This window comes from Fulvivirga maritima, assembly GCF_021389955.1.
GTDB classification, from domain to species: domain Bacteria; phylum Bacteroidota; class Bacteroidia; order Cytophagales; family Cyclobacteriaceae; genus Fulvivirga; species Fulvivirga maritima.
Window position 1 is genome coordinate 3,224,392 of the sequence record NZ_CP089980.1, and the last position, 23,645, is coordinate 3,248,036.

Annotated in this window: 26 protein-coding genes; 21 read left to right on the top strand and 5 right to left on the bottom strand. The window is 38.3% G+C overall.

Going from position 1 to position 23,645, the window contains the following annotated elements:
* The first annotated feature begins 18 nt into the window (after positions 1–18).
* The 5 genes from LVD15_RS13905 to LVD15_RS13925 are packed head-to-tail and all read left to right on the top strand — an operon-like array spanning position 19 to position 7,141.
* On the top strand, positions 19–3,099 hold the full coding sequence (locus tag LVD15_RS13905) for a SusC/RagA family TonB-linked outer membrane protein (protein WP_233775830.1): 3,081 nt from the start codon (positions 19–21) through the stop codon (positions 3,097–3,099).
* A gap of 12 nt (positions 3,100–3,111) precedes the next feature.
* Positions 3,112–4,521, top strand: a complete 1,410-nt coding sequence (locus tag LVD15_RS13910) for a SusD/RagB family nutrient-binding outer membrane lipoprotein (protein WP_233775831.1) — start codon at positions 3,112–3,114, stop codon at positions 4,519–4,521.
* A gap of 21 nt (positions 4,522–4,542) precedes the next feature.
* Positions 4,543–4,959 carry a hypothetical protein gene (locus LVD15_RS13915; protein ID WP_233775832.1) on the top strand — a complete coding sequence of 139 codons (417 nt, stop codon included), beginning with the start codon at positions 4,543–4,545 and terminating at the stop codon, positions 4,957–4,959.
* Positions 4,956–6,071: a DUF1611 domain-containing protein gene (locus tag LVD15_RS13920; RefSeq protein WP_233775833.1), complete on the top strand. Its 1,116-nt coding sequence runs from the start codon at positions 4,956–4,958 to the stop codon at positions 6,069–6,071. The genes LVD15_RS13915 and LVD15_RS13920 overlap by 4 nt, the downstream gene beginning before the upstream one ends.
* A 2-nt stretch (positions 6,072–6,073) precedes the next feature.
* Complete coding sequence (locus LVD15_RS13925) at positions 6,074–7,141, top strand: mandelate racemase/muconate lactonizing enzyme family protein (protein ID WP_233775834.1); 1,068 nt, start codon at positions 6,074–6,076, stop codon at positions 7,139–7,141.
* Between the two features lie 55 nt (positions 7,142–7,196).
* Here the strand turns inward: LVD15_RS13925 and LVD15_RS13930 are convergent, their stop codons facing one another.
* Positions 7,197–8,267 carry a hypothetical protein gene (locus LVD15_RS13930; RefSeq protein ID WP_233775835.1) on the bottom strand — a complete coding sequence of 357 codons (1,071 nt, stop codon included), beginning with the start codon at positions 8,265–8,267 and terminating at the stop codon, positions 7,197–7,199.
* A 95-nt stretch (positions 8,268–8,362) separates the two neighbouring features.
* Between LVD15_RS13930 and pdeM the strand changes: the two genes are divergently transcribed.
* The 10 genes from pdeM to LVD15_RS13980 all read left to right on the top strand — a co-directional run bounded on the left by pdeM (position 8,363) and on the right by LVD15_RS13980 (position 15,318).
* Positions 8,363–9,025: a ligase-associated DNA damage response endonuclease PdeM gene (gene pdeM / locus LVD15_RS13935; protein ID WP_233775836.1), complete on the top strand. Its 663-nt coding sequence runs from the start codon at positions 8,363–8,365 to the stop codon at positions 9,023–9,025.
* A gap of 126 nt (positions 9,026–9,151) precedes the next feature.
* Positions 9,152–9,670, top strand: coding sequence for a GFO_1088 family ECF-type sigma factor (locus LVD15_RS13940; RefSeq protein ID WP_233775837.1), 519 nt, complete (start codon positions 9,152–9,154; stop codon positions 9,668–9,670).
* Positions 9,657–10,169, top strand: coding sequence for a PG0215 family putative anti-sigma factor (locus LVD15_RS13945; RefSeq protein ID WP_233775838.1), 513 nt, complete (start codon positions 9,657–9,659; stop codon positions 10,167–10,169). Before LVD15_RS13940 ends, LVD15_RS13945 begins: the two co-directional genes overlap by 14 nt.
* A 19-nt stretch (positions 10,170–10,188) precedes the next feature.
* Positions 10,189–10,713: a DUF4252 domain-containing protein gene (locus LVD15_RS13950; protein ID WP_233775839.1), complete on the top strand. Its 525-nt coding sequence runs from the start codon at positions 10,189–10,191 to the stop codon at positions 10,711–10,713.
* Between the two features lie 68 nt (positions 10,714–10,781).
* Positions 10,782–11,288 (top strand): DUF4252 domain-containing protein, encoded by a 507-nt coding sequence (locus LVD15_RS13955; protein ID WP_233775840.1) that lies wholly within the window; start codon positions 10,782–10,784, stop codon positions 11,286–11,288.
* Positions 11,289–11,355: 67 nt separating this feature from the next.
* Positions 11,356–11,826, top strand: a complete 471-nt coding sequence (locus LVD15_RS13960; RefSeq protein ID WP_233775841.1) for a DUF4252 domain-containing protein — start codon at positions 11,356–11,358, stop codon at positions 11,824–11,826.
* Positions 11,827–11,916: 90 nt separating this feature from the next.
* Positions 11,917–12,819: an ABC transporter ATP-binding protein gene (locus tag LVD15_RS13965; protein ID WP_233775842.1), complete on the top strand. Its 903-nt coding sequence runs from the start codon at positions 11,917–11,919 to the stop codon at positions 12,817–12,819.
* Positions 12,812–13,612, top strand: a complete 801-nt coding sequence (locus LVD15_RS13970; RefSeq protein WP_233775843.1) for a DUF2705 family protein — start codon at positions 12,812–12,814, stop codon at positions 13,610–13,612. Before LVD15_RS13965 ends, LVD15_RS13970 begins: the two co-directional genes overlap by 8 nt.
* Positions 13,613–13,678: 66 nt before the next feature.
* Positions 13,679–14,815 carry a sensor histidine kinase gene (locus LVD15_RS13975; RefSeq protein ID WP_233775844.1) on the top strand — a complete coding sequence of 379 codons (1,137 nt, stop codon included), beginning with the start codon at positions 13,679–13,681 and terminating at the stop codon, positions 14,813–14,815.
* 44 nt (positions 14,816–14,859) lie between these two features.
* On the top strand, positions 14,860–15,318 hold the full coding sequence (locus LVD15_RS13980; protein ID WP_233775845.1) for a DUF4126 family protein: 459 nt from the start codon (positions 14,860–14,862) through the stop codon (positions 15,316–15,318).
* A 2-nt stretch (positions 15,319–15,320) separates the two neighbouring features.
* On the opposite strand, the gene LVD15_RS13985 is transcribed toward LVD15_RS13980, so the two are convergent.
* The gene (locus tag LVD15_RS13985) at positions 15,321–15,944 is read right to left on the bottom strand and encodes a DUF1684 domain-containing protein (RefSeq protein ID WP_233775846.1); all 624 of its coding nucleotides are present in this window, start codon (positions 15,942–15,944) and stop codon (positions 15,321–15,323) included.
* Positions 15,945–16,006: 62 nt separating this feature from the next.
* Between LVD15_RS13985 and LVD15_RS13990 the strand changes: the two genes are divergently transcribed.
* Entirely contained in the window at positions 16,007–16,885 is an 879-nt protein-coding gene (locus LVD15_RS13990) for an alpha/beta hydrolase (RefSeq protein WP_233775847.1), read from the top strand.
* A gap of 1 nt (position 16,886) precedes the next feature.
* Here the strand turns inward: LVD15_RS13990 and LVD15_RS13995 are convergent, their stop codons facing one another.
* Positions 16,887–17,537: a hypothetical protein gene (locus LVD15_RS13995; RefSeq protein ID WP_233775848.1), complete on the bottom strand. Its 651-nt coding sequence runs from the start codon at positions 17,535–17,537 to the stop codon at positions 16,887–16,889.
* Positions 17,538–17,727: 190 nt separating this feature from the next.
* Here LVD15_RS13995 and LVD15_RS14000 point away from each other — a divergent pair, with 190 nt between their 5' ends.
* Genes LVD15_RS14000 through LVD15_RS14010 form a run of 3 tightly spaced genes read left to right on the top strand, consistent with a single transcriptional unit; the run spans position 17,728 to position 21,229 of the window.
* Positions 17,728–19,461 (top strand): amidohydrolase, encoded by a 1,734-nt coding sequence (locus LVD15_RS14000; RefSeq protein WP_233775849.1) that lies wholly within the window; start codon positions 17,728–17,730, stop codon positions 19,459–19,461.
* A 30-nt stretch (positions 19,462–19,491) separates the two neighbouring features.
* Complete coding sequence (locus LVD15_RS14005; protein WP_233775850.1) at positions 19,492–20,118, top strand: DUF2911 domain-containing protein; 627 nt, start codon at positions 19,492–19,494, stop codon at positions 20,116–20,118.
* A 4-nt stretch (positions 20,119–20,122) separates the two neighbouring features.
* A complete protein-coding gene (locus LVD15_RS14010) occupies positions 20,123–21,229 on the top strand; it encodes an alanine racemase (protein ID WP_370687364.1) in 1,107 nt (368 codons plus the stop codon).
* Between the two features lie 28 nt (positions 21,230–21,257).
* On the opposite strand, the gene LVD15_RS14015 is transcribed toward LVD15_RS14010, so the two are convergent.
* Positions 21,258–21,692, bottom strand: coding sequence for a tellurite resistance TerB family protein (locus LVD15_RS14015; protein ID WP_233775852.1), 435 nt, complete (start codon positions 21,690–21,692; stop codon positions 21,258–21,260).
* A 279-nt stretch (positions 21,693–21,971) separates the two neighbouring features.
* Between LVD15_RS14015 and LVD15_RS14020 the strand changes: the two genes are divergently transcribed.
* Complete coding sequence (locus LVD15_RS14020; RefSeq protein WP_233775853.1) at positions 21,972–22,661, top strand: head GIN domain-containing protein; 690 nt, start codon at positions 21,972–21,974, stop codon at positions 22,659–22,661.
* A 24-nt stretch (positions 22,662–22,685) separates the two neighbouring features.
* Here the strand turns inward: LVD15_RS14020 and LVD15_RS14025 are convergent, their stop codons facing one another.
* A complete protein-coding gene (locus tag LVD15_RS14025; protein ID WP_233775854.1) occupies positions 22,686–22,835 on the bottom strand; it encodes a hypothetical protein in 150 nt (49 codons plus the stop codon).
* A gap of 330 nt (positions 22,836–23,165) precedes the next feature.
* Between LVD15_RS14025 and LVD15_RS14030 the strand changes: the two genes are divergently transcribed.
* Positions 23,166–23,642, top strand: a complete 477-nt coding sequence (locus LVD15_RS14030) for a nucleoside deaminase (protein WP_233775855.1) — start codon at positions 23,166–23,168, stop codon at positions 23,640–23,642.
* The last annotated feature ends 3 nt before the right edge of the window (positions 23,643–23,645 follow it).

Below are 23,645 nucleotides of genomic sequence, written 5' to 3' on the forward strand. Positions count from 1 at the left end.
CTAACTAATAATCAGCCTATGAAGAAGTATTTTACTCAATTATTACTCATGCTAGTCATGTTATTTGGTTGCTGTGTTTATGGCATGGGCCAAACCATTACTGGCAAAGTGTCTACGGAGGAGGGAGAAGTGCTGCCGGGCGTGTCTGTTTTAATAAAGGGCAGCTCTGTAGGTACGGTAACTGATATTGATGGTTCCTATGCATTAGAGGTAGGTAGCGAAGCATCAGTTTTAATTTTTTCCTTTATAGGATACAAAACCCAAGAGGTGCCTATACAAGGAAGAAGTGTGATTAACTACATCATGAAAGCCGATGTTACCGAGCTTGATGAGGTAGTGGTTACGGCACTAAACATATCCAGAGAAAAGAGGGCTTTAGGGTATGCTGTGGAGCAGGTAGATGAATCTACCATAGAAAAAAGTGGTCAGACCAATATTGTTAATGCCCTCCAGGGGCGAGTGGCTGGGGTTACTATCAGAAACGCTAGTGGTGCGCCGGGTTCAGGTGCTGATATTATTATCAGAGGTATGACTTCGCTAGATCCTAATAGGAGTAACAGGCCACTTTATGTAATTGATGGAGTGGAAATCAGTGATGATGTAGATGCTACTTCTATCCTGCCAAGCTCGGGCTCTAACGCCACTAATTCAGCATCTCAAGCCAGTGTGGCTAACAGGGCTGTAGATATTAACCCTAGTGATATAGCTTCTCTTACTATATTAAAAGGAGCGCAGGCAACGGCGCTTTATGGTATAAGAGCTGCTAATGGAGCTATAATCATCACCACTAAAAAAGGGAAGAAGGGAGCGCCACAAATAGATCTTCACTTCGGGAGTGGCTGGTCTACCGTAAATAAGACGCCCACAGTACAACAAAGTTTTATTGACGGATCTTACGCCTCTACAAATAAGAGAGATGGATATTTATGGGATAGCTGGGGAGCACCAGTAGACCCTGCAAATAATAATACCCATGATATTTATGATGATTTTTTTAAAACAGGAGCCGAAACTAATTATGGAGGTAGCATAGCGGGAGCTTCTGATAATTTCAACTATCGCTTTTCATTTGATAGGCTAAATCAAGAAGGAGTGATACCTAAGACGGATTTTGAGAAAACTAACTTTAACCTGACTACCAAAATTAATATTGCTCCTAAGCTGGAGGCTACAGCTAACCTCATGTATGCAAATACCGGAGGTCATAAGCCGCATGTAGGAGATAAGTCTATTCTTAGTAACCTATCATACGTAACGCCTATGGCAGATATCAATCATTATGATGAGCCGTATTCATTTGCCAATAATATTTTTGGAGGAATCATAGATCATCCGCTTTATCTGGTAAATACTAATGAATATACTGATGATGTTAACAGGTATATCGTGGGGCTGGGCTTAAAATATGAGTTAAACGAACACATCTCCTTTAATTATAAGGTAGGTACTGATATTTATAGTGATGAACGTACCAGAATAGTAAGTAATGAAACCGATGAAGGTTCTCAGGTAGATGGTTTTGTGGTGGAGCAGCGTAATAATAGCTATGCCATGACTTCCAATGTTTTTGCTCAGCTGAAATATGATTTCGGAGAGAAGTTTAGCTTTTCTAGTGTAGTAGGTCAGTATACTTATATAAGAGAGAAGGATTACCTTACTACCAGAGGAGAGGGGCTGGCGTTAGAAGGTTTTTATAATTTGGATAATGCGATAAACCTTTATCAAGGAAACGATAATACTAAATATAGAAATGCAGCAGTTTATGGAGAAGTTACTTTAGGTTATCAAAATTATCTTTTCCTTTCGGTTACAGGTAGAAATGACTGGTCATCTACACTGCCCAAAGATAATAATTCATACTTCTTTCCATCGGCCAGTTTAAGCTGGGTAGTATCTGATATGATAATGATGCCATCCAATATTTCATACCTTAAATTAAGAGGTTCTTATGCAGTGGTAGGAAAAGATGCCTCACCCTACCAAACCGGTATTTATTTTGAGAAAGCAGCTAATTTTCCTTTCGGAGATGCTCTTGGTTTTAGACAATCTACCTTAATAGGAGATGAATCTCTTAAGCCTGAATTTACCAATACTTTAGAGTTAGGAACAGATCTTCGCTTACTTAAAAACCGACTAGGTCTTAATTTCACTTATTACAAAAGTGATCTTACAGATATGATTCTTTCGGTGCCCATTAGTAATGCTAGTGGAGCTTCTCGTTATGTTACTAATGCAGGCTCTATGACTAATGAGGGTATTGAACTTAACTTATCAGCTACGCCGGTAACTAGTGGAGACTTTGCCTGGGATGTAAACTTAAACTTTACCAAACAAAGAGGCCGGGTAGAAGAAATAGACGAAGGGATAGAAGAGATTGAGCTATATTCCTCTTTTGGTATTACCAATAAATATGTGCGAGGGGGCAAGGTAGGAGATTTATATGGCTATGTATATAGAAGATCACCCAACGGCCAGCTGATAGTAAATGGAGAAACAGGATATCCTGAAGTTGACTGGGATACCCTGAGACTGGCAGGTAATGCCATGCCTGATTGGTCAGCAGGTATGACCAATTCATTTAAATACAAAGGCTTTGAGCTTTCTGTTTTATTAGAATGGAAACATGGTGGTGATGTTCTTGATATGGGTAGAAGGAATAGCCTGAGAAATGGACAGCTTAAAGAGACCGAAAGACGCTTTGAACAAGTGGTTTTTAATGGAGTAAATGAGGTGACCAATGAAGATGGAGAGGTGATTGGTTATGAAACTAACACTACTCCTACAGAGATTAATCCGGCCTTTTACAGATCTACTACTAACTATAATTATGCCGCAGAAGTGCTGCTCGAAGATGCCTCGTGGTTTAGAATAAGGAATATTAGCCTTTCTTATAATTTCCCTAAAACCTGGCTTCAGAATATACACCTTACTTCTGTCAGGCTTTCTTTCATAGCCTATAATGTCTTTCTCAGTACGCCGGTTAAGGGTTATGATCCGGAGACTAATTATTTCGGAAGTGGCAGTAACATATATGGTTACACAGGACTTAAGACACCTGCCACTCGCAGTTATTCGGTAAGGTTAAATATTGGATTATAAAATATGCACATCATGAAGAATTTCTATATAAAAACAATGATGCTTTTCGTGCTGGTACAGCTGCTGGCGTCTTCTTGCGATGATTTTTTAGATGTAAATGAAGATCCTACTAAAGTGAAAGGCGAGGAAGTAAACCTGAAGTCGTTACTGCCTACTGTACTTGAGGCTACATCTGAGAGTCATTATTCTGCTATTAATGCGGCATCATGCGCTACCCATCAGATAGATCAATACTTTGGGTATTATACTGAGTTTACTATGACTTCTAACTGGTCACGGGCTTATTTGGAATGTCTAAATACGCTGAGTGTTATGGAGGAAAAGGCCATTGAAGAGGAATCTCCGCATTACTTCGGGATTGTTCGGGTTTTGCAGGCCCTTAATTTAGGTCTGGTAACTGATACCTGGGAAGATGCACCTTTGTCTGAGGCTTTGGTGGGGTCTAGTAATATCACGCCAGAGTATGATACACAGCAACAGATTTATCAAACCATATTTGATTATTTAGATGAAGCGGTGGAGTATCTTTTGGCTGAAGAATCATTCCACTCTCCGGCTGATGATGACATGGTGTATGGCGGCGATCTCGAAAAATGGAGTAAGCTACTTCACTCGCTTAAAGCAAGGTATATGCTTCATCTTTACCATAAAGGGCAATTTACTGCGGCCGAAATACTTGCTGAAGTGGAGCAAGGGTTCACTACTAATGAAGACAATTTTCAATTGGTATATAATGAGGTAAACCTTAATCCGCTACATAGTGATGTGGCGCTGGCCAATGAAACAGGCAATTTCACTATTACGCATGGTAAATATTTTATTGATCTCTTAAAGGGAGCCATTTATCCTGTGGTAGATCCAAGATTGCCAATAATTGCAGATAAGGGGGAGGCAGCTGAGTATCATGGCTTGGCTTCATATGATCCTACTACTCCGGGTAATACCACAGATCTTACCAGAGACACGTGGTATGCTATGGAAGATTCTCCCATTATAATGATGAGTTATGCTGAGCTTAAATTTATTGAAGCAGAAATAGCACTTCAAACTGATTTGGGAAGGGCTAATAATGCCTATTTGGAAGGAATTGCAGCACATATGACTATGCTGGAAGTAGAAGAAAGTGAAATGCAAGACTATCTGGACGATCCTTCTGTAAACGTGGTAGTAAGCCTGGATCTGGAACATGTCATGAAGGAAAAATATATCGCCTTATTTCTAAATTTTGAAGCCTGGAATGATATGCGCCGATTAAATTATGATCCTGATATTTTCAGGGGTTTTGAAGAGCCAGATTATGGCGGACGCTCAGAGCCTGCAGAAAGGGCACTTTATCCTACTTCGGAGCAAAACCGAAATGCTTCAAGCCTTTCTCCTCACATCAGAGAGTTTACTGAGTCGATGTGGAAAGACCAAGATTAATTCATTCCTAAAGAAATCAATATGAAAAAGATATTATATATTTTCCTTGTACTCACTATAATGACTTCATGCTATGATGAGGAATACTTTATAGATGATAATACTACCACCAACGGAGATCACTACCCGGTTATTCAATCATTAGTGGTGGAGGGCGAAATGGTCTCTGGCAATTCATTAAACCTGATTATGCATTATTGGTCGCTAGATGCTATTGATCATTTTGAGTTGTATAGCACAGAACCGGAGCAAGATGAGGCCTTGGTGGCTTCTATTCCATACCAATATTCTTATGATGAGGAAACAGAGAGTGAGGTCATCACTATTTCATACGAAATACCTACTGTTAGCTCAGGAGCTGAGATAGACTTGCGGGTTTTGGTGATTAATGAAAATGGCCTTGAAAGGGAAACTACCACCTCAATTACAATAGAATGAGTATGCAGGATTATTTAAAAGGAGAGGCCTGTATTCTTACTGGTGGTTTACTGGATACTATCCACGCAAAAACTACTCATGGCTTGCTCAGGCAATCAGATCGTTTTCAAATCAAGGCAGTGATAGACCATAAGTTTGCGGGCCAAAATGTGCAGGATGTACTCAGTAATATTCATGCTGATGTTCCTATTTATGAGTCAATAGAAAAAATGCTTGAAGCTGGCGTGGTGCCTACTTTCGCTATAATAGGCATGGCCACTAAGGGAGGTGTTTTGCCTCCCAGCCTTTACCCGGAAATAAAGGATAGCTTGCAGAGCAGTATTCATGTAATCAATGGTTTGCATCAGCCTATCTCTGAGATTGATGAGTTTAAAGAGATAATGGCTGAGAATAAAGTGCAGATTCATGATATAAGAAAACCTAAGCCTTTCGAGCAATTACATTTTTGGAATGGCAAAATTAGAGAGGTTGAGGCTTTAAAATTAGGTATCTTAGGTACAGATTGCTCTATAGGTAAGCGGACTACAGCCAAGTTATTAGTAAAAGCTTTGAACCAGTCAGGCATAAAAGCTGAAATGATTTATACGGGACAAACGGGCTGGTTACAGGGTACTAAATATGGTTTTATTTTCGATGCCACTCCTAATGATTTTATTCCAGGAGAAATAGAGCACGCTATCCATGAATGCTGGCTTCACGAACGGCCGGAAGTCATAATAGTGGAGGGACAGGCTTCTCTTTTAAATCCTGGCGGACCATGCGGCTCTGAGTTTGTCATCTCAGGTAAATTAGATGGCGTCTTTTTACAACATCACCCTATAAGAGAAAAGTATAATAACCTGGAAAAGCTTCCTGATACTATAGCTGATCCTATGATTGATGTAGGCATGATTAATATGATGGGCAGTGATGTGTGGGCTTTTACCCTAAATACAGCCGGAATGAATGAGGCGTTGATAGCTCATCATACAGAGCTGCTGGAAGGTAAAACAGGATTGCCAATAGTTGCTCCTTTAGAGCATGGGGTAGGAGTGCTAGTAAAAATGATAAAACAAAAATTGGAAGCTGCTGATCATTCAATGAGTAAAGCGGCAGAAGTGAAAAATGTTTGAGAATGAAGGTGAAGAATATTGAGGTATGGCGAATGAACCTGGGAAATACCAGGCCTTATACTATTGCTTTTAAAACAGTAGATGATGTTGATAGTGTGTTTGTGAAAATAACATTAGAGAATGGAGTTTATGGTTTAGGAGCGGGGAATCCTAGTAAACAAGTGGTGAATGAGTCTTTAGAAGATACTCAGGCCACTCTGAGTGAAGAAAATTTGGAGTTTTTGATAGGTAGAGATATTCGGGAGATACATGGCATTTTGCATGAAGTGATGATTCGTTTTCCTGAGTTTCCTGCTGCCAGAGCAGCTTTAGATATAGCATTGCACGATGTTTTTACTAAATATTTAGGCGTGCCGCTGGCTCAGTTTCTGGGCAGAAAATTCAGAACGTTAGAAACTTCAGTAACCATAGGCATTAAAGATGTAAAAGCAACCTTAGAGGAAGCCCAGGAATATTTTGATATGGGCTTCAGGTGTTTAAAAGTGAAAACAGGTAGAGCTGTAGATGAAGATATTGAGCGGATAGCTAAGTTAAAGGAAGTCTTTGCTAATAAGGTGAAAATCCGATTAGATGCAAATCAAGGGTATGATCAGGCTGCACTTCTTAAATTTTATGAAAGTAGCAAGGAATGGGGCATTGAACTTATAGAACAACCTATAAAGGCTGATCAGGTAGATGTTTTAAAGCAATTGCCACATGAAATCAGGGAAATGATAGCCTTAGATGAAAGCTTAAAATCTCCAGTAGATGCTTTTAAATTGGCATCGGAGCCTATTGCTGGCAGGATATTTAATATAAAACTGATGAAATCAGGCGGGATTTTTCCTGCTATTCAAATAGCTAACATTGCCCGTGTAGCGCATATCGATTTAATGTGGGGCTGTAATGATGAAAGTGCTGTGAGCATTACGGCGGCTTTGCATGCGGCCTTATCCTTTTCTAATACCAGATATATTGATTTGGACGGAAGTTTAGATTTGGTACAAGATGCCGTAGAAGGAGGCTTTAGAATAGATGATGGCTGGATGAGTACTACAGAGAAACCAGGACTGGGAGTAGAACTGATCTAGATAAATAAAAAAGAAGGCAGTTTAATAATGTTTTAAACTGCCTTCTTTTATTATATTAAGCTAAGTTTTTTTTCTTGGTTACATCCCAAATTAAATTCACATTTTTAATAAGCGTTTTAAGCTCATCTGGTTTTAATGATTGCTTAGGATCATCTCCAATGCCAAATTTAGGATCAACATGTGTTTCTATAATCAGGCCGTCAGCACCATAAGCCATAGCTGCCATTGAAGCGGCCGACACATATTTGGCTCGTCCCACTGAGTGAGATGGATCTACTATTACAGGAGCCCATGTTTTTTCTTTCACTAGCGGAGTGATGCTTTCATCAGGATTGTTTCTATAGCCATCTACTTGAGGAATAGTACCTCTTGGGCAAAGCATTACGTTAGGGTTACCTCCTGCAGCTATATACTCAGCAGCAGCAATGAGTTCATTAATAGGCCCCATAGCTCTTGATCTTTTTAACAGTACTGCTGTTTGGGTTCCAGCTGTTTTTTCTCCTATTTTTTTAAGTAAGGAGTAGTTAAGAGCATTTCTAGTTCCTATTTGTAGTATGTCCACTTTAGCATCCATAGCTACTTCCAGCTGATGCTCATCCATTACCTCAGTATCTATAGGTAAACCAGTTTGTTCTCTGGCTTCTACTAATATTTTAATGGCGCTATCATCTCCCTGATAAGAATAAGGCATGGTACGGGGTTTCCATACACCGCCTCTTATGGCTTTGGCACCAGCTTCTTTTACAGCATGTGCTGTTTCAAGGAAATAGTTAGGGTTGTTAGGATCTATGGTGCACTGCCCGGCAATAATAAAAGGCTCTGCACCTACTATTGAGCTTCCTATTCTTATCTGATGGTGGGTTAATTCAGAGTGAATATCCATCAATTTGTAAGGCGAATCAATAGCATCAAATCTGTCAATATAATCTAACCCAAGTATACGGTTTATCATTACTTGTTCTCTCTCTTCCCCTAATAAGGCATAAATAGTTCTATGTCTGCCTTCTATAGGTTGGACGTTGCAATTGTATTCATTTACAATGTCCTTGATTTCCTTCAGTTGTTCTGGTGTTAATTTGGGTTCCTTAGGTATAATCATATTGCCTTCTTTTCTATTCAAATCCAAAAGTAGTGCTATTTACATAAATTCAAATACAAATATCTTAGTTTCGTTATTTTAAGGTTTAATTTTGTGTTTTTAGCAAAAAAAGGGTTTGAAAATTGAAATACTCAAAAGCATTTGATGGAATTAATAGTATTGATTTAAAAGGAGAAAGATTACAGCTCCTCCCTGAGAAGGCTTTGTTTTGGGAGAAGAAGCGTATTCTATTACTGGCTGATATGCATCTGGGTAAAGCCAATCATTTTAGAAGATCAGGCATAGCAGTGTCATCAGAGCTCAATAATCAGAATGTAGAGCGCTTTATTAATGTGCTTCATAAATGGCAACCAGAGAGAGTTCTTTTTATGGGAGACCTTTTCCATAGCCATTATAATGAAGAGTGGGAAGTGCTAGGACAAGTGCTGAAATACTTTCCTGCAATGTCTTTCGAACTCATAATTGGTAATCATGATATTATGAGTGAGTATCAATATTTAAAACATCAGTTGCTACTTCATGAAGAGCCTTTATTAATAGAGCCATTTTCCCTTTCTCATGAAACTATAGAAAATGACACCTTTTATAATATAGCAGGGCATCTGCATCCGGGAGTAAGGCTTAAGGGACTGGGGAGACAATCTTTAAAGTTGCCCTGTTTTTATTTTGGGGCTAAGTATGGCTTACTGCCTGCCTTTGGTGAGTTTACCGGCTTAGCATTAATAAAGCCGAAAAAGGATGATCAAATATTTGTGATCAGCAATCAGGAAGTGCTAAAAGTGTAGATTAAATAATAATTCCTATAAAAAGAAAAAGGCTGCCAAAAATGGCAGCCCTTTTTATATCTAGTAGATTATATTTTTTTCATTGACTTGTAACAAAGTTAAAATTGAGTCGTCTTGCTGGTGAATATGAGTTTGGAAATTTTCAAAAATAAAGTTCTACCTGTTAAAAATAAGCTTTATCGCTTTGCTTTAGGCTTCATAAAAAATGAGGACGAGGCGAAAGATGTAGTGCAGGAAGTTTTTATTAAAATTTGGGATAAAAAGGAGGATCTTGAGGTAATAGAAAATATAGAAGCCTGGTGTATGAGGGTGACTAGAAACCTGGCTCTGGATAAGCTCAAATCCAAACATAAAAAATATACAGATCCGTTAAATGACGGGTTTGAAAAATCTGATGATAATAATCAGACCCCTTACAGGACAACTGAAATTAGTGACACCATGAGCAGAGTCAATCTTTTTATAGAATCATTGCCCGATAAACAAAGGCAGATTATTAAGCTTCGAGATATAGAAGGATATAGCTATAAAGAGATAAGTGAAATGGTTGGGGTGGATATGAATCAGGTAAAAGTAAATTTATTTAGATCCAGAAAGGCAATTAAAGAGAATCTATTAAATATCAATGCATATGGACTTAGATAGAATAGAACATCTGTTGGCTAAATATTGGGAATGTGAAACCTCTCTTGAGGAGGAAGACGAACTGAAGGAGTTTTTTACTCATCAGCCGGTTCCTGAACACTTAAAGTCAGTAGCTTCTCTATTTCAATATTATGAGGCTGAGGGGGAGAAAGATGAATTGGGAGCTGAGTTTGATGAGCTCATATTGGCCGAATTAGAAAATAAAAAGTCTGGAAAAGGTAAAGTTATAAAGTGGGTGAATGATGCCCTTAAAGTAGCGGCAGTCTTAGTGATATTGGCCACCGCAGGTTACTTTATGCAAAAGGAATATCAAGATAAAAAGGAGAATTTGGAACCTTATGTTACCGGCACCTTTGAAGACCCTGAGAAAGCATTTGAAGAGACAAAAAAGGCTTTAATGCTTATTTCTAAAAACATGAATGTAGGCAAGAAGCAAGTGGAGAAAGTAGGCGTTTTACATGAAGCGCAAAAGAAAGTAAAAGAAACAGAGACATTATAAATATTAAAACGGAGAAGAAATGAAACGATCAATTTTAGTGCTGGCTATAGGTGTGCTGCTCTCATTCAGCGCGCAAGGTCAAGATGCCATAAGTAAATTTTTCAGTAAGTATGAAAATGATGAGGAGTTTACCCAGGTATCAGTAAACAGCAGAATGTTTGAGCTATTTACCAATCTTGAAATGGAGACGAAGGAGGACCAGGAAATAATGGATGCTATAACTAAACTTAAAGGCATCAGAATATTAGCTAAAGAAGATACTAAAGATGGTAAAAAGCTGTATAAAGAGGCATTTCAATTACTGCCAAAAAATGAATATGGAGAACTTATGTCAGTAAGAGATGGCACTACTGATCTGAAGTTTTTAATAAAAGAAAGTGGCGGTAAAATCAGTGAATTACTGATGATAAGTGGAGGAGAAAACGGCTTTTTCATTCTAAGTCTTTTCGGAGATATAGATTTGAAACAAATAGCGAAAATATCTAAATCTATGGACATACAAGGGTTGGAAGGTTTGGAAAAGCTAGACAATAAGAAAGAATAACCACTTTCAGGGTCAATTAAAAATAAACAACAACAAGCAACACATTAACAACTCAAAATAAATAGATTATGAAACGTTTAATTATCTCAGCATTAGCTGTAATACTAACAGCAGGTTTTTCATTTGGGCAAAGTAAAACCATTCAAAAATTTCACGAAAAGTACAAAGATGATCGTGATGCTACGGTAGTAACCTTTACAGGTGGACTGTTTAAATTACTCGCTACTGTTGCTTCTTTGGATGAGGAGGATGAAGATTTGCAGGTTATTTCTCGCATAGCAGATAATATCTCTTCTCTGGAGCTGCTTTCTATTCCTATGTATAAGTCAGGGTTTAAGAGTGAAGATATAGCCAAAATGAGATCTGAGCTCAAAAAAGAGAAATATGAAGAAATGATGACTTTAAGAGATGGTTCGGATCATATTTACTTCATGACTCAGGGAAGTAATAATGAGATCAAAAATATGCTCATATTAATAAGTGAGGAATCTGACTTTATGGTAATGAACGTTAATGGGGAGCTCGACCTCAAAGACTTGACCTACCTGGCTAAGAAAAGGAATAACTTAAATTGAGCAAGAAATCATTTAAATCATAGTTGCCTGGTGTGTTTCATGCCAGGCAATATTATATTACAGCCATATGAGAACACTACTCTTGATATTAGCAGCTTTCACGCCATTGTTTTTATCAGCGCAAAGCAAAACCACCCAAGCATTTGCAGAAGATCATGAAGAAGGAACTTCGTTTTTTTTCTATAAAAATACCTTAAGAATGCTCAATCAGACTGATAGTGAGGAATTTGATGAGCTGATTAAGGATATTGATAAAATGAAATATTTTGTCGTAGAAAAGAAGGGCAATAATATTGATAAAGACACTTATTCCAACCTGGTAAAGGGCTATAAGTCTGAGGATTTCGAAGATCTTATGAATATGAGGCATGAAGGAATGAGAGTGAATGTTTATATCCAGGAAGATGATGGCGTAACTACCGGACTCGTGTTTCTAATGAATGATGAAAGCAGCTTATCTATTCTTGATATAAAAGGATCAGTCCCGCTTAATAAGCTGGCAAGCATAATTACAAAAGTGAGGGAGTTTAAACCTTAATCTATTATTTGGCCTGTAATTCAACATTTTATGTCTTTTGTTTTAAAAATACTATCTTAACCACTTTCAAACTATAAAATCTAATCACCTTTGGATACAGTACTTCAAATTAATAATCTTACTAAAAACTATGGTCGGATTACTGCTGTAAACAACCTATCGCTTACCATAGAGCGAGGCAGTGTTTTCGGTATTCTGGGCCCTAATGGTAGTGGAAAAACCACAACTCTGGGAATTTTGCTAGATGTAATCAATAAGACCAGTGGTGATTTTAGCTGGTTTGGTCAGCCACCTTCTAAAGAAGTAAGAAAAAGAATAGGAGCTATTTTAGAAACGCCAATTTTCTATCCTTACCTCAATGCGGTAAAGAATTTGGAGATTGTGGCTGAGATAAAAGATGCTCCCAAAGCCAATATTGATATTGTATTGCAGAAGGTAGATCTGTATGAAAGAAGGTATGATAATTTCAAAACCTACTCTTTGGGTATGAGGCAGCGGTTGTCTATTGCTTCAGCGCTGCTTTGTGATCCTGAGGTGATGATATTGGATGAGCCTACTAATGGCCTTGATCCTCAAGGGATTGCTGAGATAAGAGAACTGATCAAGCAAATAGCTAAAGAGGGGAAAACCATTATTTTGGCCAGTCATTTATTGGATGAAGTTCAAAAAGTATGTTCACATTTTTGTGTGCTAAAAAAAGGACAACTCTTGCATGTGGGTAGTGTAGCCGAGGTAACTCAAGGTGCTGAGTTGGTAGAGGTGAAAGCGGATAATACCGCTCTGCTTCAGCAATCATTACAGCAGTTTGAAGGAGTGAAAAATGTAACTCAAGAAGAAGATAAATTTATTGTAACCCTATCTGAAGGGCAGACTGCATCTGATCTTAATCAGTTTTTGTTTAGCCAAAATCTGGTGGCCAGCCATCTACTCACACAAAGAAAAAGCCTCGAAAAACAATTTTTGGAAGTATTAGCCCAATCTGACCATGCTTAAATTATTAAAGATAGATTTAAAGAAATTAGCTAATTATAGAGCCTTCTGGGTTCTAAACATCATGTATGGGGTGTTAATAATAAGTATACCCGTAGTAGTGCTGGAGTTTTTGAAATGGCTCAAAGAAAAAGGAGCTGAGTTTGATAATTTCGACCCAATGAAAATACCAGTGCTGTACTTTCCTGATATCTGGCAAAACATAACTTTTGTATATACCTTTCTTAAGATTTTTCTGGCTATAGTAGTGGTCATTTCCATCTCAAATGAGTTTAGCTATAAAACTATAAGACAAAATATTATAGATGGATTTAGTAGAATGGATTTCATTAAATCTAAAATGGGAACTATTTTACTCTTGAGTGTGGGCTCTGCCTTATTAGTTTTTATAACAGGACTTTTAACCGGTTTGCTATATACTCCTGATCTTGAAGCTGGAGATGTTTTTAATGGTAGTGAGTTTATCTTAGCCTATTTTCTGGATCTGTTTTGTTATTTAACCTTGGCATTTTTGCTAACCGTTTTATTTAAGCGATCTGCCCTTACGGTTTTTATGTTGCTATTAATTAGTCCTATTGAAAGTACGATAGCAGCTTTTTTCCCTGATAACCTAAAGTTTATTACTGAGTATTTCCCTATTCATGCCATTAATAATTTAATAGCATTTCCCTTTTCAAGATACTGGTTCCAGGAAATTCAGGATTATGTAAGTATCCCAGCAGTAGGGGTGGTAGTGATTTATATTGCTGCTTTTGTTTATGCCATTTATTATAAACTCAAATCTTCTGATTTATAACTTCACTGGTTTTTCTTTGCACTCTTATTAACTCACTTATGTAATAATTTATATATTAGTGATTTAATGACAGTATCAAGAATGGAAGCCTATAAAGTTATTAAACAATATAAGGAAACAATCATCGAGACCTGGATGAATGAAGTTAGGGAAGAATTGCCAGAAGCTAAGAAGCATGATAGAGTCGCTTTGGCCAATGATATCCCTTTTTTCTTAGATGATCTGGCTCTAGTGTTAGAGGGGAAGGAAACAAACATCTCACATGAAAGCCTGGAACATGGTAAGCTCAGGGCTTTGTTCGATAATTATTCTTTATTACATGTTTTAAGAGAATATAGGATCTTAAAGAATCGAATCTTTAGTCTGCTAGATCAGGAAGGCGCTCTGCAAGTACATGAGCAGTTAATTGTAATGGATGCTTTTGATGTAGCTGTAGAGCAGGCTGGAGAAATGTTCTTTCAGATGAGGAATAAAATAGAGTCCGATGCAAGGGAGCAGGTAGAGCATGATATTAGCAAGCTGCAAGATAAAGATGTACTTAAATTAGAGTTTATAGAAGGGCTTTCTCATGATATGAAGAACCCTATCACTAATATAAAGCTGGCGATAGATTTACTCAGAGATAAAGAATTATCAGAAGAAACGGAATCTATTTTGAATTTGCTTATTAAAAATGCAGATAAAACAGAGGTGCTAATCAATAGCCTGAAGAATATTAGTTTTATTAATAATGAAGAAGGCTTCCCTGTTAACCTCGGTCATGTAGATCTGACTAATCGACTAGAGTCATTTGTAAAAAACAATAGAGTAAGAGCAGATCATAAGATAGATATCCAAGTTGAAGAAGATATAGCCGGATATTGGGATATAGAAGCAATATTAAGAGCTTTAGACAATTTATTGGAAAATGCTGTGAGATATGGAGATGTATCCAGGCCCATCACTGTAGGAGCTCATAGTTATCAAGGAGAACAGGTTATTATATTTGTTCATAATTATGGTAAAGCCATTCCTTTTGAAGAACAGGCTAAAATATTTTCTCGCCTTTACCAGGTAAATAATTCTACAGGTGTAGGGCAAGGGTTAGGCTTAGCTACTGTGAAAGAAATAGCCGAAGCACATCATGGAAAAGTGGAAATATCTTCTTTAGAGCAAGAAGGGACTACTTTTAAGCTGGTATTGCCAGTAGATTCTCGCAGTTAAATAAAGCTCTTCCATCACTGCATCATATTTGTATTGGTGTTTATATGACATCACTATTAACCAAAACCATAGGGCTGGGAGCTATAACCGGATTACGGTCTATGCTAGGCCCTGCATTACTCTGCTTTTATTTAAATAAACAGCCACAATCATTTAAAAGAAAAGCGCTGAAATTATCATCACTCCAGACGGTTACTACTGTAATGGCTGTAGGAGAATTAGTAGGCGACAAGCTTCCTTTCGCTCCAGATAGGATAAGCCCTACAGCTTTGGCTGGCAGAGCACTTATGGGAGCCTTGGTAGGAGCTGTTTTATTCAAAGAAGGAGGTCAATCTGCCTATCGTGGAGGAATAATAGGTGGAGTCGCTGCTGTATTGGCAGCTGGAGCTGGCTATTATTTGAGGAAAAAGATAGGTCAGTCCACTGAAGTAAATGACCCATATCTGGGAGCAGCCGAAGATATGGTGGCAATAGGCTCTGGTGTAGCCATGATTACCTACTAAAGTTAATGGCCATTTTCAAAAGCTTTTACTCCTGCTGTCACTTTGGTGCTCACTCTGTTTACGCGTGGTACCAAAGGACATGAGTATCGGCTGCTATAAGCACAATAAGGATTATATGCTTTGTTGAAATCAATAATAATGGTGTCTCCTTCGGGAATTTTAAGGCTTATATACCTTCCGCCTCCGTAGGTTTCTTCGCCATTAGTTTTGTCAGTGAAAGGCAGGAAAAGATGATCCTTATATTCTTTAGTTTTTCTTAAATCATGACTTTGATAGATTTCAAGTACCACATTTAAGGTGTCTATCATAAAATGTGCTTCTCCGTATTTTTCATAAATAGGAGACCGATCAGTGGAAGTAGCCATTTTAAATGGTTTCTGATTGGGAGTTCTTATAAACTGTGCCTTGATATAGAAAGAAGTGTCAATGTCGAAAAATTCTAATCCTTCAAAATGGCGTCTGTCTTTCTTTTCTAGCGGAGAGCTATCCTTATTGGCATATTCTTCATTAAGCTCCTCTTGGAATTTGTGAATTCCTGCAATAATGTCTTCCGGCTTATTTTCTTGGGCAAAAAGATTGAAATGACTTATTAGTGAAAGAAAAATAAGGATTTTTAATCTGAACATAGTGAAAGATAAGATCTTTTAATAAATGAGTACTAAATTAAAGGCTTATAGATCATAAACCTATGAAAAAAGTTCACATATTATTTTTACTATTATTAGCGATGAATAGTTACGCTCAGGAGCAAAAACCTGTGGAGATGCCTTTGTATCCGGAAGGTACTCCTAATGCATTAGGGGAAAAAGACAAGGATACCCCTATGTTATATTACTATCCGGCTGCCTATGAAGGAGAGCTTAAAAGTGCTGTGGTAATCTGCCCTGGAGGAGGATATACACATTTGGCTATGGAAAAGGAAGGCTTTAAAATGGCGCAGTGGTTTAATAGTTTTGGAGTATCAGCTATAGTGTTGAGATACAGGCTCGGCGGAGATGGTTATAAGAATCCGGTGCCTTTACAAGATGCTCAGCAAGCCTTACGTGTAGTGCGGTCTAAGGCCAAAGAATGGAATATAGCTAGTGAAAAAGTCGGCATTATGGGCTTTTCAGCAGGAGGGCATCTGGCTTCTACTGTGGCTACTCACTGGGATCTGGGAGACCCTGTGGCAAAAGATGCCTTGCAACGGATTAGCTGTAGGCCTGATTTTGTGATTCTTGGCTACCCTGTAGTTACTATGGAAGATGACTTCACGCATCAAGGCTCTAAAAAGGCGCTACTGGGAGCTCAGCCGGAGGATAAATTGGTGGAGGACATGTCTAATGAAAAGCAGGTAAATGAAAAAACACCCCCGACTTTTATTTTCCATACTTATGAAGATGGTGCTGTGCCAGTTCAGAATAGCTTACAGTTTTATGAAGCTATGGTGGCAGCAGGTGTGCCGGGCGAGCTGCACGTTTATCAAAAAGGTGGACATGGGCTCGGTTTCGGGCCAGAATCATCGTCTTATTTTACCTGGCGCGAAACCTGTAGCCGATGGCTGAAAAGTATAAATATGGCAGATTGAACTATTGAGTAATTATTATTCCGATAGAAATTTCTAACCCGGTAAAATCAACTTTGGAATCGGCCCAGTCAACCTCTCTGGTGGTTAAAGGGCCGGTCATATTTCCACCGGTATAACTGCCATTTAGTCCCAGGTCTGCATCTCCTATAAAATAATTGGCCTCTAATGATAGTCCCCATCGGCGGGTGACGTATACCACATACTCAGCTCCGAAATAGTACCCTAAACCTAAGCCATGCTGATAGTCAAAAGTGGAGTTGGCTACATCCCAGCCTTCAAAGTTGCGAATAGCTCGATCCATATTTCCATAGTTAAGCTTGTTGTCAAAGCCGTAAAAGGCAAAACCACCCCCTTTCACTCTGAATTCTTGCTGTTTACCTACAAACTGAAGCGCCAGCTCTAAAGGGACCATAATGGTGAAGTTGGGGCCTAATAGAGCATCCTTGCTTTCAAAATCATCTATATCTTTTACATTCATTCCACTCATTCTGTAAAGAGAAAATCCTGTTTGTATGGCGAAATAGTCATTGAGATCTACGCCTAAACCTCTTATAGAAAAAGGACTGATAGGAGTGGATAAATAACCGTTTTTTGGTAAGAAATATGAAAATGAAAGGCCTACTTCCTGAGCTTTTGACGGAGTGATGATCAAAATAAAAAAAATACTTAGAATAAAAATACTCCTTTTAAACGTTTTCAGAGTCATTACTATAATTGAATTTGTTAAATTAAAATATCCGTGAATATTTTGCAGATATAGTATACAAAAGAAGTGAAAACACTCCTTACATCCGAGTGATTGACCTCAATTGTATTGATAACATGTAAGTTTACTTTAGATTATGTTTTTAAAACCAGTATATACACTCATAATAGCAGTTTTTTGTCTTTCGATATGGAGCTGCTCTATTCAAGAAAATTCTCAAACAGCGGATCTGATCATTCAGGGAGGTACCATTTACACTATGAATGAAGATCAACCGCAGGCCGAGGCCATTGCCGTAAAGGCAGGCAAAATAATAGCGGTAGGTAATGGCGCCGATGTGGAAGCCTTAAAAGGTGATAGCACAAAGGTGATAGACTTAAAAGGAAAGACACTTACGCCTGGTTTTATAGAAGGACACGGACATTTTATGGGATTGGGCTATAGCGAGCTTAACCTTAACCTGATGGATGTTACCAGTTATGATGAATTGGTGCAGCGCGTAAAAGAGGCGGCAGATAAGGCTAAACCCGGGCAATGGATCATTGGTAGAGGCTGGCACCAGAGCAAATGGACTCCGCAGCCTGATCCTATGATTAAAGGTTTTCAAACCCATGATAAGTTAAGTGCTGTATCTCCTGATAATCCTGTTTATCTTTCTCACGCTAGTGGTCATGCTGGTTTTGCTAATGCTAAGGCCATGCAATTAGCAGGAGTAATGCCTTTGGCTAAGGAGAGCCTGGCGGAACAGCAGGTTGTAGGCGGTGAAATAATCAGAGATGAGATGGGGAATCCTACCGGAATTTTTAATGAAAGGGCTATGGAGGTAATAACCAGGCATATTCCGGAAAATTCTCTGGAAAGAGATATGGAAGCTTTGAAATTAGCAATTGAAGCTTGTCATAAGAATGGGATCACTAGTTTTCATGATGCGGGCATCGATGGTAAAACCATTGATCTTTATAGAATAGCCAAATCAGAAGGCATTTTAGATCTGCGCATGTATGCTATGGTTACAGGAGAAGACACTACTTTGGTAGAGCAGTGGTTTAAGCATGGCCCTGAGATTGATTCTGTTGATAATCTGTTAACTATCAGGTCAGTGAAACTTCATTGTGATGGTGCGCTGGGTTCAAGAGGAGCGTGGTTGCTAGATGAGTATGAAGACAGACCAGGGCATTATGGTATGGCTACAGTTCCTATGGAATATGTGAGTTATATATCAGAGAAGGCATTGAAAAATGGTTTTCAGGTTTGCTCGCATGCAATAGGCGATAGAACTAATCATGAAATTCTCAATATTTATGAAAACGCTTTTCAGCAAAATTCGCAAGAAGCAAAAGATAGCAGGTTTAGAATAGAGCATGCTCAGCATTTGGCTCCTAAAGATATTCCTCGTTTCGGTAGGTTGGGAGTTATTCCTGCTATGCAAGCCATTCACATGTCATCAGATAGGCCTTGGGCTATTAATAGGCTGGGTGAAAAGCGCATCAAGGAAGGTGCTTATATGTGGCATGACTTGCTTGAAACCGGAGCTCGATTAATGAATGGTACTGATGTGCCAGTGGAACCTATTAATCCTATTGCTTCTTTTTATGCCAGTGTAAGCAGAAAGACGCTGCAAGGAGAACCTGAGGGAGGCTATGAGCCAGAGCAGAAAATGACCAGAGAGCAGGCTTTGAAAACCTATACGCTTAATGCCGCTTATGGAGCCTTTGAAGAAGATATTAAAGGTTCAATTGAAGTAGGTAAACTGGCCGATTTTACTGTCTTTTCAAAGGATATTATGACCGTTCCGGAAAAAGATATTTTGTCTGTTCAGGTTATGATGACCATATTTGGAGGTCAGTTAGTATACTCTGCTGAAGACTAAAATAATATTCAATAATTAAACATGCTTAATATGACAAATTTTAAAAACTACTATTTCCTGTTGCTAATGGCTATTGCTACGGGCTTCCTGTTTTCCTGTGGAGGAGCAAAAGAATCAGGGGAAGAAAATGCTGAGGCTGAGGTAGCAGTTGATTCTGTAGCTGAAGAGGCTGTTGAAGAAACAGAAAAGCCTATAGAAAGTCCCAGAAAACAAGCTGAAGGAGAAATTGGTGGAGTGAAAGTAGTAGTTGATTATGGTTCGCCAGCAGTGAAAAACAGAGAAATTTGGGGTGGATTAGAGAAGTTTGGTGCTGTGTGGAGAGCTGGAGCTAATGAAACTACCTCTTTTGAGTTTAGTGAAAACGTGAAAGTAGGAGATAATGAAATGCCTGCCGGTAAATATGGTTTTTACCTAATTCCTAATGAAGATGCTGAATGGATAGCTATTGTAAACACTGATTGGAATAAAGAAAAACATGGTGCCTGGGGTGCTTATAATTATAACGAAAAGCATGATGTGGCAAGAGTGAGCATAGCTCCTGAGTGGAAAGATGAAGTAACAGAAAGGTTAACTTATACTGTAGTAGACGGAGGTATTGTGTTAGAATGGGAGAAAATGAAGCTTACTATTCCGGTAGAGGCTGCACCAAAAAACTAATCTATTGATATCTATTACTAAGCCTACACTTATTCTTGATGAGGATAAGTGTAGGTATAATATTAAACGGATGAAAGAGAAGGCTGATGCTCATCAGCAAGACTTTCGTCCTCATTTCAAAACCCATCAGTCTAATGCCATAGGAGAATGGGTAAGGGAGGCAGGTGTTGAGGCTATAACAGTGTCTTCTTTAGGTATGGCTTATTACTTTGCTCAGGCAGGTTGGGAAGACATTACCGTAGCTTTTCCTTTTAATATTCTTGAAACAGAAGATCTTAAAAAATTTCCTGCTCATTGCAGACTTACTTTATTGGTAGATAATGAGCAGACAATAAGCTATTTATCAACCTCAGGCTTGTCCTTATCTATTTTTATTGAAATAGATAGTGGAGCTCACAGAACCGGTCTCTCATCATCCGATTATGAAGGAGTTTTAGAACTTATCAGGTTAGTAAAGTCTTTTGATAACCTTACTTTGAGAGGTTTATATTCTCATGCAGGTCATTCATATCAGTGTAGGGGAGAGGCAGAGGTAAAAGCCGTACATCATCAGTTGCATAATGATCTTAAGGGGTTGAAAGCTGCTCTGAAGGGGGAAGAAGATATATACATTTGTACAGGAGATACGCCTACCTGTAGTGTAGGGGGCCATTTTGAAGGAAGCAATTCCTTAAGCCCGGGTAATTTTGTGTTTTATGATGTAATGCAGGCCGAAATAGGTGCTTGTTCTTATCATGATATTGCTGTGGCAGTGGCTTGTCCGGTAGTTTCAAAAAATGCAGACCGAAAGGAGATTTGCATCTATGGAGGAGCCATACATTTCAGTAAAGACAGTATTGAAGTAAATGGCAATAAGTCATTTGGGCAATTGGTGGAAAGCCAAGGAAATTTGGAGTGGGGAACTGTAGTGCCTGATTGTTACTTAAAGAGTCTTTCGCAAGAGCACGGGCTGTTAAAAGTAACTTTGGCTGTCTTTGATCAAATTCAAGTAGGAGATGTATTGATGATTTTACCAATACACAGTTGTCTGGCAGCTGAGAGCCTAGGGTGTTATATTACTACTAATGGAACTGAATTAGAACACTTTTCAAGAGTAAAATCTCAAAGGTGAGTGGTTTCACCTTTGAGATTTGAATGTTTTATTTCAAGTATTTTTGCGCTTTGTTCTTTAGCATTTCTCTGTCAGCTGTGATTGAAGGATCACTGAATATTTTAGATGACAGCTCTGCGATAACCTTTTTCTTGTATCCAAGTCTTTCTGCGATATCCTGGCAAAATACGATTTCACTTTTGAATACTTGTCCGTCTACTTTCATCAATTGAACTACATGATATAAGTGTTCAAATTTTTGATCAGGAGTTAACATACTTAAGTCACCTATTGGTCTTTCAGGATTTTTAAGCATCTCATCTATTTCTTCTTTGGTAACTCCGTTAGACTGGCCAATGATCTGAATAAGCTTCGCTTCTTTTTCTGCAACCTCATTGTCACTAGCTGCTAATTGTATAAGCACGTTTAGTTGTTCCTTAACCATGTTAGTAAAGTTATTTGGGTTGTATTCTGTTGTTTCCATTAAAGTTATTAAATAAAGTAGTTACAAGATAATTAAACTTCAGATTATTATGCAGTTAATAGCACTCTTGATTTAAGAGTTTAATCAAGTGCCTAAAACCGTTGAGATTATAATATATATCTTAATTTATATGATAAGGTAAGCGCTATTTTTTTTGAATTAACGGTTTAGCGTATATTAGAGAGTAGAACCTATGATGATGTAGGAGGCTATATTTGTTTACATGCAACCTTGAGTGAAGGAGGTTGTCTTTGAAATAAATATAAAATACGCTTAACAATGAATAGAATTAAAATGATAGTGCCTGTATTAATATCATTTATGATGGTATTGTCGGCTCAGGGGCAAGATGTAGAGGAGAGAGAGTTGGGAAGTTTTCATGAGATTCGAACCGGCCAGGCTATAGATGTTTATCTGCAAAAAGGAAACAAGGAAAGTGTGAAAATAGAAGCCAGAGGGATAGATTTGGATGATGTGGTGACCAATATTTCTGGAGGAAGATTGAAAATTGAATTGGAGGATGGCCATTTCCGTAATCATTCAGTGAAGGTGTATGTCACTTATGTAAACCTAGATGGTATTTCGGCTAGTTCAGCCTCTAGTGTATATGGCAAAGATCAAATAGAAGGAGAAAGCATGGATATCAGAGTATCAAGTGCGGCTGATGTCTCAGTCTCTGTGGCGGTAAACAGTTTAGAGGTGTCGGTTTCCAGTTCTGGAGATCTTGATTTGAAAGGCACTGCCAACGAAGTAGAAATTACAGCCAGCAGTGCGGGAGGTATAGATGCCTATGACCTAAAAGGTAAACGTGTGCAGGCCAGGGTCAGTAGTGCTGGTAGTGCTAAGGTGTATGCTGTAGAAGAAATTGATGCCCATGCATCTAGCGCAGGTAGTATTCGGTATAGAGGAAATCCTCAAAAATCTCAGACTAACACCAGTAGTGGAGGGTCCGTGAGAAAGTCAGACTAAACACAGACCTCCCATATATGCTCTTCAGAAAACCGTTTTAATACGCTCCTCCTGAAGGTTAAGCTCTAAGTTAGTAACAGCATCATCAAAATGCTTCATATAAGAACTATCCACAGTTTTACTCATGGACTTTCTAATGCTCCAACTGGTTTTTTTTAGTGAAAAGTTAATCATAACAGAAAATGTTTTATTCCTAAGGTGAAAAAATGATATATTTTTCTCTTTGCCTTCAAAGACAACAAAACGACCACTAGGTTTCCGTACAAACGCAAAAAATATAATGTTTGGTATTAGTTATACGATTACCGGAAGTATATGCAGTTAATTAGTAACATTTCCATACAAATGGTAGTAGTAAAAAAAGCGCATCAGGATTGAGATCCTGAAATATTATCCCGTCAGCCAGTGCTGTTTTGTAAATTTCTGCAAAAGTAATACGTTATATGGATCTATGGTAGTTTGTGCCTTTCTTTTATATTTTTGTGGGATATTAATATTGGAAATATGACAGAGAGAGATCTTGAGTTTATGTCTCGAGCTATTGCATTAGCAGAAGAGGGGATGACAAAAGGAGCGGGTGGCCCTTTTGGTGCAGTAGTAGTGAAAGATGGCGAAATAGTAGCTGAAGGGTATAATATGGTTACGTCTACTAACGACCCTACTGCCCATGCAGAAGTGACAGCCATAAGAGAGGCCTGCAAGAAATTAGGCACTTTTCAATTAACAGATTGTGTTATTTATACTTCCTGTGAGCCATGCCCTATGTGCCTTGGTGCTATATATTGGGCTCGTCCTAAAAAGGTTTATTATGGTTGTACAAGAGAAGATGCAGCGGCCATTGAATTCGATGATCAATTTGTGTATGAAGAGATAGCCAAGCCCATGGAGAGCCGAGGGATAGACTTTATTAATGTGGAAAGAAGTGCTGCCCAGCAAGTGTTTAAAAAGTGGAAAGAAAAGGACGACAAAATCAGTTATTAAAAA